This window comes from Novosphingobium sp. (assembly GCF_041915465.1).
In the GTDB taxonomy this organism is placed as follows: Bacteria; Pseudomonadota; Alphaproteobacteria; order Sphingomonadales; family Sphingomonadaceae; genus Novosphingobium.
In genome coordinates this window covers 1-7,059 of sequence record NZ_JAYSBK010000129.1, presented here as the reverse complement: position 1 = coordinate 7,059, position 7,059 = coordinate 1, and the positions used below count along the sequence as shown (strand labels likewise).

The 7,059-nt window shown below is 61.0% G+C and carries 6 protein-coding genes; 4 read left to right on the top strand and 2 right to left on the bottom strand.

The genetic code is table 11. The features are described 5' to 3' along the window. The 3 genes from ACE3SN_RS15370 to ACE3SN_RS15360 all read left to right on the top strand — a co-directional run. Positions 1–644: conjugal transfer protein TraF (locus ACE3SN_RS15370; protein ID WP_374531487.1), on the top strand; the 644-nt coding region annotated here is incomplete at its 5' end. A gap of 67 nt (positions 645–711) precedes the next feature. Then, positions 712–2,154 (top strand): conjugal transfer protein TraH, encoded by a 1,443-nt coding sequence (locus tag ACE3SN_RS15365; RefSeq protein ID WP_374531486.1) that lies wholly within the window; start codon positions 712–714, stop codon positions 2,152–2,154. Between the two features lie 30 nt (positions 2,155–2,184). Then, a complete protein-coding gene (locus ACE3SN_RS15360) occupies positions 2,185–4,908 on the top strand; it encodes a conjugal transfer protein TraG N-terminal domain-containing protein (RefSeq protein WP_374531484.1) in 2,724 nt (907 codons plus the stop codon). On the opposite strand, the gene ACE3SN_RS15355 is transcribed toward ACE3SN_RS15360, so the two are convergent. Continuing rightward, positions 4,895–5,116, bottom strand: a complete 222-nt coding sequence (locus ACE3SN_RS15355) for a hypothetical protein (RefSeq protein ID WP_374531482.1) — start codon at positions 5,114–5,116, stop codon at positions 4,895–4,897. The two genes, ACE3SN_RS15360 and ACE3SN_RS15355, sit on opposite strands and share 14 nt — an antisense overlap. Positions 5,117–5,451: 335 nt before the next feature. Further along, positions 5,452–5,700, bottom strand: coding sequence for a hypothetical protein (locus ACE3SN_RS15350; RefSeq protein ID WP_374531480.1), 249 nt, complete (start codon positions 5,698–5,700; stop codon positions 5,452–5,454). A gap of 592 nt (positions 5,701–6,292) precedes the next feature. Between ACE3SN_RS15350 and ACE3SN_RS15345 the strand changes: the two genes are divergently transcribed. Further along, positions 6,293–6,496 carry a hypothetical protein gene (locus ACE3SN_RS15345; protein ID WP_374531479.1) on the top strand — a complete coding sequence of 68 codons (204 nt, stop codon included), beginning with the start codon at positions 6,293–6,295 and terminating at the stop codon, positions 6,494–6,496. Positions 6,497–7,059: the final 563 nt, after the last annotated feature.

Below are 7,059 nucleotides of genomic sequence, written 5' to 3'. Positions count from 1 at the left end.
CGCCCGAACAGGTCAAAGAGGTGCCTGGCGAAGCGGCCAGCGCTGCCGCGCGGCTCGAGGCGATCACGGCCGAGCTCAGAGAACTCAAGGCCAGGGCAATCCTCGAGCCGAGCCCGGCCAATGTCACAGCCTATATCCGCTTCCAGCGCGAGCAGCTTGACCGTGCTTCGCTGTTCAGCGACGTCTGGCAGCGCGCGATCTGGCAGGAGCCCGATCTCGACTACACGCTTCAGCGCCCGGTCTCGACGCTCGGCAAGCGCGCCTGGCAGGACAACCGCAAGGCCGAGCGCGACACGGTGATGGCCGGGCTCTCCCAGCGCTACGGGCTCTTTTACTTCTTTGCCCAGTCTTGCGGCGCCTGCGAGGTGATGTCACCGATCGTCCAGAGCGTTGCAAACACCTGGCACATCGAGGTCCGCGCGATCTCGACCGACGGCGGCCCTTCCCGGACCTTCCCCAGCTACACCGTCGAGACCAATCAACGAACGAAGATGGGGCTCGACCCCGGAGTTACCCCGGCGGTCGTGCTGTGGGACGCCGCCCAATCGCGCGCGATCCCGATCGGCTACGGCGTGATGAGCGCCGACGAGCTGCAGGACCGCATCTACCTCCTCACCACCAAGGACGCCGGACATGACTACTGAAGCATCTCGCCAAAAAGTGGGAACCGGTTTCTGGCGCCTGGGATGCGCACCAAAACGCTGCCAGCGCATGGTGGCTGCACTCCTCGCAGCCGCCCTTCCCCTCGCTACGCTTCCGCTGGCTCCGGCAAGGGCCGATGTCGGGAGCTCGATGGACTCGTTCCTGAGCGACGTCGGCGGCGCGGCGAACGTCAACGGTCCGACCGCGTTCCAGGGGCAGTCGGCGGGCTATTACAGTCTCGGCAATGTCTGGACGCGGTTTCCGCAGAAGACGACCAACATCGCCAACCTGCAATTGCCGCGCGCCCGCGCCGGCTGCGGCGGGATCGACATCTTCGCCGGGTCTTTCAGCTTTATCAATGCGAGCGAGATCGTCGCGATGCTCAAAGCCGTCGCCAACAACGCGGTGGGGTTTGCCTTCAGCCTCGCGATCGACACGGTCTGCCCCGAATGCTCGAAGATCATGCAGGAGTTCGCGCAGAAGGCACAGCTGATGAACAATTTGAGCATCAACTCGTGCGAACTGGCGCAAGGGCTGGTCGGCGGGATCTGGCCCAAGGGCGATCTCGCCGACAAGGCGATCTGCGAAGCGATCGGCAACAGCGAGGGGATCTTCACCGACTATGCCGCCGCCAAGCACGGCTGCGGCACCCGCGGCCAGCGCACCAGCACCAATGAGGCCGGCGCGGGCAAGTACGACGACGTCAATCCGGGTGTGCCGCGCAACTACACCTGGACGATCCTCAAGAAATCGGCGTTCTTCTCGCCGGGCGGCAGCTTCGATCAGGAACTCGCCGAATACGCGATGACGCTCTTGGGCACGATCATCTACGTGCCGCCCAAAGACGACGAGCCGGGCAAGTTCGTGCCGATCGTCGGCGAGAGTTCCTCGACCCTGGTCACCTCGCTGCTCGACGGCACGAGCGGAGGTGGCTCTGGGGGCAATGTCCTGATCTTCCGCTGCGACGAACCCGACAAGTGCCTCGATCCCGGCTTCAAGACGCTGAGCCTCCCGGTTTCGAAGTCGCTGCGCCACCGCGTCTCGGTGCTGATCGACGGAATGGTCCAGGCGATCCGCGACGATCGCCCGATCACCGAGGCAGAGAAGGAGCTGCTCCAGGTCTCGAGCGTGCCGCTCTACAAGATTCTGACCGTTCAGGCCGCCTATGGCCGGGGGATGCCGACAGACGACCGTGAGACGCTCGCCGAACTTGCCTCGGTCGACCTGCTCTTCGCGGTGCTCGACCGGATCGTCAGCGAAGCCGGTCGCTCGATGTCGAGCTTTATCGGCGCCGACGAGGCCAAGATCGCGATGTGGCAAGCCCAAGTCAACACGGTACGCACCGCGCTCGCCAACCGGCAGGCCAACACCCACCTCAAGGTCAGCGCCGTGCTGCAGATCATCGAGAAGACCGCGTTCATCGAGAACGTGCTCGCGGCCCAGATGTCGCCAGGCATGGCCGCCGCGCTCGACTGGTCACGCGCGGTCCAGTCGCGCTCGCTCGCGCACTGACCTAACCACCCCGGCTTAGAGAACAGACCCATGCTCGAAATCTTCACCGTGGGCGGCGGCGATTACCTGGTCAACGTGTTCCAGTCCGTCGCCGCCTGGACCGGCAATGGCGGCTACAAGGGCCTGCTCCAGGTCGTGATGGTCATAGGGCTGACGTTCTCGGCACTGACCCTCGCGTTCAATCAGGACTGGCGCGCGTGGATCAACTGGTTTCTCGGCGCGACGCTGATGTATTCGTGCCTGATGGTGCCGCGGGTCGACATCCACGTCACCGACCGCCTCAATCCGGGCCTTGCCCCCGCCAATGTCAGCAATGTGCCGCTGGGGCTTGGCCTGATGGCGAGCTTTACCAGCCAGGTCGGCGACTATCTGACCGGTTCGGCCGAAGTGGTGTTCGGCCTCCCCGGAGATCTCAATTATTCGAAGAACGGCATGATCTACGGCGCGCGGCTCTACGATGCGACCCGGTCGTTGCGGATTTCCGATCCCGAATTCGCCTCCAACCTCGACGAGCATTTCCGCCAATGCGTGTTCTACGATGTGCTGCTCGGCCGCTACTCGATGAAGCAGCTCGCCGAGAGCGGCGATATCTGGGGGGCGATTGCCCCCGGCAGCCAGGCCCGTGCCCAGCGGTTCCTGACCCGCGATCAGGCCTCGGGCACGGTCACTTCGACGATTCTGACCTGCCGCGAGGCCTATGACAGCTTGAACGCCCAATGGGCCGGGCTGATCGACGCCATGGGCACGGTGTTCGGCCGTCAGCTCTACCCGAGCCAGACCGCAGCCCTGGCAAAGGCGAAGCTCTTTGCCGACTTGCCTCTAGCCTACCAGTACCTGAGCGGGGTTTCCTCGAATGCAACCGAGATCTTCAAGCAGACGCTGACGATCAACGCGATGACCCAGGCCATGCACGGGATGAACGCGGCCAGCGGGGCCGGCAGCGTCGACACCTATGCCCAGACCCGTGCCGACATCCAGACCGAGCGGACTTACAGTTCGATCGCCAATGCCGCGATGAAATGGGTCCCGCTGCTCAATGTCGTCCTGACCGTCCTGTTCTACGCGCTGTTCCCGGTGCTGTTCCCGCTGTTCCTGCTGCCCAAGACCGGACCCACCGCGCTCAAGGGCTATGTCACCGGGTTCTTCTACCTTGCCGCCTGGGGACCGCTGTTCGTGATCCTCCACATGATGCTGATGTACAAGGGGGCTGCCGACATGACCGCAGTCGCCGGTGCCAACGGCCTCAGCCTTGCCAGCTTCACCGGCATGGCCGATGTGAATTCCGATATCGGTCTGCTTGCCGGCTACCTGATCGCCTCGGTGCCGTTCCTCGCGGGCGGCGTCGCCAAGGGCGCAATGGCGATCTCGCACCAGGCGACCAGCTACCTGAACCCCAGCCAGAACGCCGCCGAGGAGGCCGCCCGCGAAGCGAGCACCGGCAATGTCGCGCTCGGCAACTCGAGCATCGAGAACTCGACCGTGCTGACCAAGCAGTTTGCCCAAGGGACCAGCGCACCGAGCTTCACCTATGGCGCCCCGCAGGTCCGCACGATCAGCCAGAGCGGAACGCAGACCACCAGCTATCCCGAGGCCGCCTACGACCAGCTTCCGAATTCCAGTTATCCGTTCACGCCGAACCTTGGCCGCGACTTCTCCTCGCGGCTCTCGACCATGGCCAGCGACTTTCACGCCAGGAGCGAAGCCAACGCCCAGATCGCCAGCCAGGCGACCACCAGCTCGATTGCGCAATTTCGCGAACTGCGTAACCAATATTCCAGTGGCCAGGGCAGCGAGACGGCGACGGGCACTTCCAGTTCTGACAGTGTCCAGACCGCGTTCAGCCAGGTCGATCAGGCTTCCACTGTCTTGCAGCAGAGGTTTGGACTCTCAAGGAGGGCTGCCGACGATGTCTCGGTGTCCTGGTTCTTGAATGGTGAGGCCTCTGCCGGGGTCGGCGGCACTTTCGGTCCCGTAGCGCTCGGTACAGGAGCGAAAGGTGGCCGCAACCAATCCTGGACGGACAGCGACATCGCAATCGCATCGGAAGATCGCGACAAGATCTCAGGCACACTTCACCAGATCTCCGATAGCCAGAACTGGACCAGCAGCCGCGACGGGTTCATGCGAACGGTGAGCACATCGAGCAACAGCCGCGTTCGATCGACTGCAAACGGTCTCAACGCGTCGCTGACCGAAACCAGGACAGCTTCGCTCGAGGCGAGGCGGTCTGACGAGGTCGGCCAGCGCCTTGAACAACAAGCCACTTACTATTCGGGCAGCAATGTTGCCGGGAACCTCAATCTCAGCCAGGCCTATCGGGAGTGGGGAATGACCGAGATCGAAAACAATCGCGACTACTATGGCGATGCCCGGTTTGACGACACCGCGTTCCAGCTCAGCCCCAAGGGACAAGCGCTGCAGCGCAGATTTGTCGAATCCTATGCAAGCGGGATCAGGTCCGACGTCGAAAACGAACTCGTCGCGCCGCAAAGTCCGGCTATTCCGGCTCCATCAGTAGCCACGCAGGCTGGCATCCGCGCGGCTGCGCCGCTTGGCGGGGTCCTGGTCGGGCCAGGCATGCCCAGCGTCCCTGATCCGGCAGCGGTGCGCGAGGAGGCGGCACACCAGCAGAGAATTGGGCGCCAGAAAATTGATGCACAGCGAAGGCGGTTGGATCAACTTACCGCTTCAGCAAATGGCGCAAGCGCAGCAGCCGCGGACGAGGTGAAGGATTGGAAACCTAACCGCGAATGACCAATTCATCGATGACGACATAGACTGCAAAGAACGCGAGCAATAAAAGCACGACCATGATCATGGCTCGGCTTAGTGGATCTGCCCAAGCTTTCTTCCAGCGGTAGGCCGTCAAACGGTTTTCTGCGATGGCGCGGTCGAGCTCGCGCAGACCATCCCAGGCATGGTCAGTGCCTCTTTCGGGCGGCGGCTCGTCAATTGCTGTCATTTTGCTGTCCCTTCGCTCGATGCGCGGCAAGCCTCAGTCCGCCCGCGGCTGCCCCTCCCTTCTGAGTCTGCCGTTCAACGGCTTCCTCCCCTCTAACGCGGTATGAAATCTCAAATGCAGCATATGGACACGATCGCACTTGCGGCGCGCCGCTAAAGCCCACCTGGAGTACCAGGCACCTGGCGACAGGCGAGCTTGCCAGCGAGGTGAAGGGCTTGGCCAACCCGTAGCACGCGGTCAGGGCTGTCGCACACCAGGTGCGAAGCGTATCGAGAAGGCAAAAAAAAATGGGCGCACCAGGCGCCCAAATTAACATTGCTCGGATCAGATAAACCTTAGGGGCTGCTCGGGCTATTCTTGTTGGCGACCAGAATCACCGTGGTGATTGCGGCAATACCGCCCAGCACGAAAGGTAGCGATGAAGCATCACCCTTTTCGGACTTGGCTACCTTGGTTCCAGCCCGAACGTTACCCTTCTGCCCCGCCGTCGAGACGGCATTTCCAGACTTGGCGAGTGCCGGATTCGAGCCAGCGATCAGCCCTCCAGCCGCCAAAGCCATAAGAGCGATTTTCACGCTGCGCATAGTCGAACTCCTCAAAATATTTAATAAACTTATCGCCATTCAGACATTTCCGCAAGCGGAATCATCAAAACGCGCATCAAATGAGCTTTTCCAATGTACCTGAGGATATTGGAACTAAGCGTAAATAAATTCCAATGCAGACCTCCATCCACATGTAAACATGTACATGCAATCCTCACGAGGGCCCTTCGCCAGGTGGGTGAGATATTCTAGACACCCCGCACGGTACAGCCCTAAACCGCATAAGACTTCACTGATCCTGCAAATTGAATGGCCCGCCTTTGGGAAAAAGGCGCCCATTGCCGAATTAAGGCAGCTTTCAGGGGTTGTATCTCTGAAAAACTAGTGCACTATGCCGCGCCAACCGCAAGACCCGTTTGTTACGATCAAACGCACCTCGAGTTGGAGTAGCTCCCTGACTGTCTCGCACGGCACCGTGTTCGGCCTGTCGGTCTCGTACATCCTTTCTTAAGCATAATTCTATAAAAATGGGCTTGTATCTAAGCAAGATTTCCATCCGCTACGCACATTCGATCAACACGCATCAGACGTACCGCATGTGCCAAGCGGGCTGGACCAGAGGGGTTAGACTATGCCCGAGTCGGCGATTTCTTCATCTCAGGACGAGCATGGCGCAGATCAGGAGCTGAGGACTATCTGCTGCAATCTGCAGCGGATCCAGGCCCGGCTTGACGTACTGGGAGAACCGCTGACGGCGGCCCACCTCGACATGGCGATCAATGCTCTTGAACAATCGCTCGCGGCTACGGAAGCAGGCGGGCCAACCGAAAGCTAGCGCGAGCGAAGCAGATCAAGGACTGGTCGGGCAAATCCATTCGGAGCGGCGCGGAATTGGGAGCCTGTCTCTAAAGCAGCTGCCTTTGGGCTGCGCGGCGGCACCCCGACCCTCATTGGCCGCCGCGAGCCAAACGGCGCTTTGCCTGGCGCCTTGGGATGCAGAACAGACGAACAACTGGCCAATTGCGCGGTCCAGTGCCAGAACCGAGGTCCAGAGCTGGGACAAAGTTCCGTTTGAATGAAGAACCGAACTTTCACGATGGCATACAATTAAGCGTACATCCGGACATCTCCAACCCTGCTGGGCGGGGCATTCGATCGTTCCTGACTGGGACATCGGATTATCGGTTCGCAATTTGCGAGTTCGAGCGTTGACAACCTATCAGCTGCAGTGTCTTCTTCACTGCAAGAGGAATGCCTTAAGAATAAGCGAAGTGAATAGCCCCGAGTTTTCTAGACGCCTTCCGCTTTCAAAATCTGCTGCCGTTCGAACTCGACGGGCGACAGCATCCCGTTCCTGACATTTTTGCGCACCGGGTTGTAGAACATCTCGACGTAATC

Excerpts from the sequence above, each read along its gene's own strand:
- ACE3SN_RS15365 (WP_374531486.1), top strand. The coding sequence starts at position 712 with ATGGTGGCTGCACTCCTCGCAGCCGCCCTTCCCCTCGCTACGCTTCCG.
- ACE3SN_RS15360 (WP_374531484.1), top strand. The coding sequence starts at position 2,185 with ATGCTCGAAATCTTCACCGTGGGCGGCGGCGATTACCTGGTCAACGTG.
- ACE3SN_RS15355 (WP_374531482.1), bottom strand. The coding sequence starts at position 5,116 with ATGACAGCAATTGACGAGCCGCCGCCCGAAAGAGGCACTGACCATGCC.
- ACE3SN_RS15350 (WP_374531480.1), bottom strand. The coding sequence starts at position 5,700 with ATGCGCAGCGTGAAAATCGCTCTTATGGCTTTGGCGGCTGGAGGGCTG.
- ACE3SN_RS15345 (WP_374531479.1), top strand. The coding sequence starts at position 6,293 with ATGCCCGAGTCGGCGATTTCTTCATCTCAGGACGAGCATGGCGCAGAT.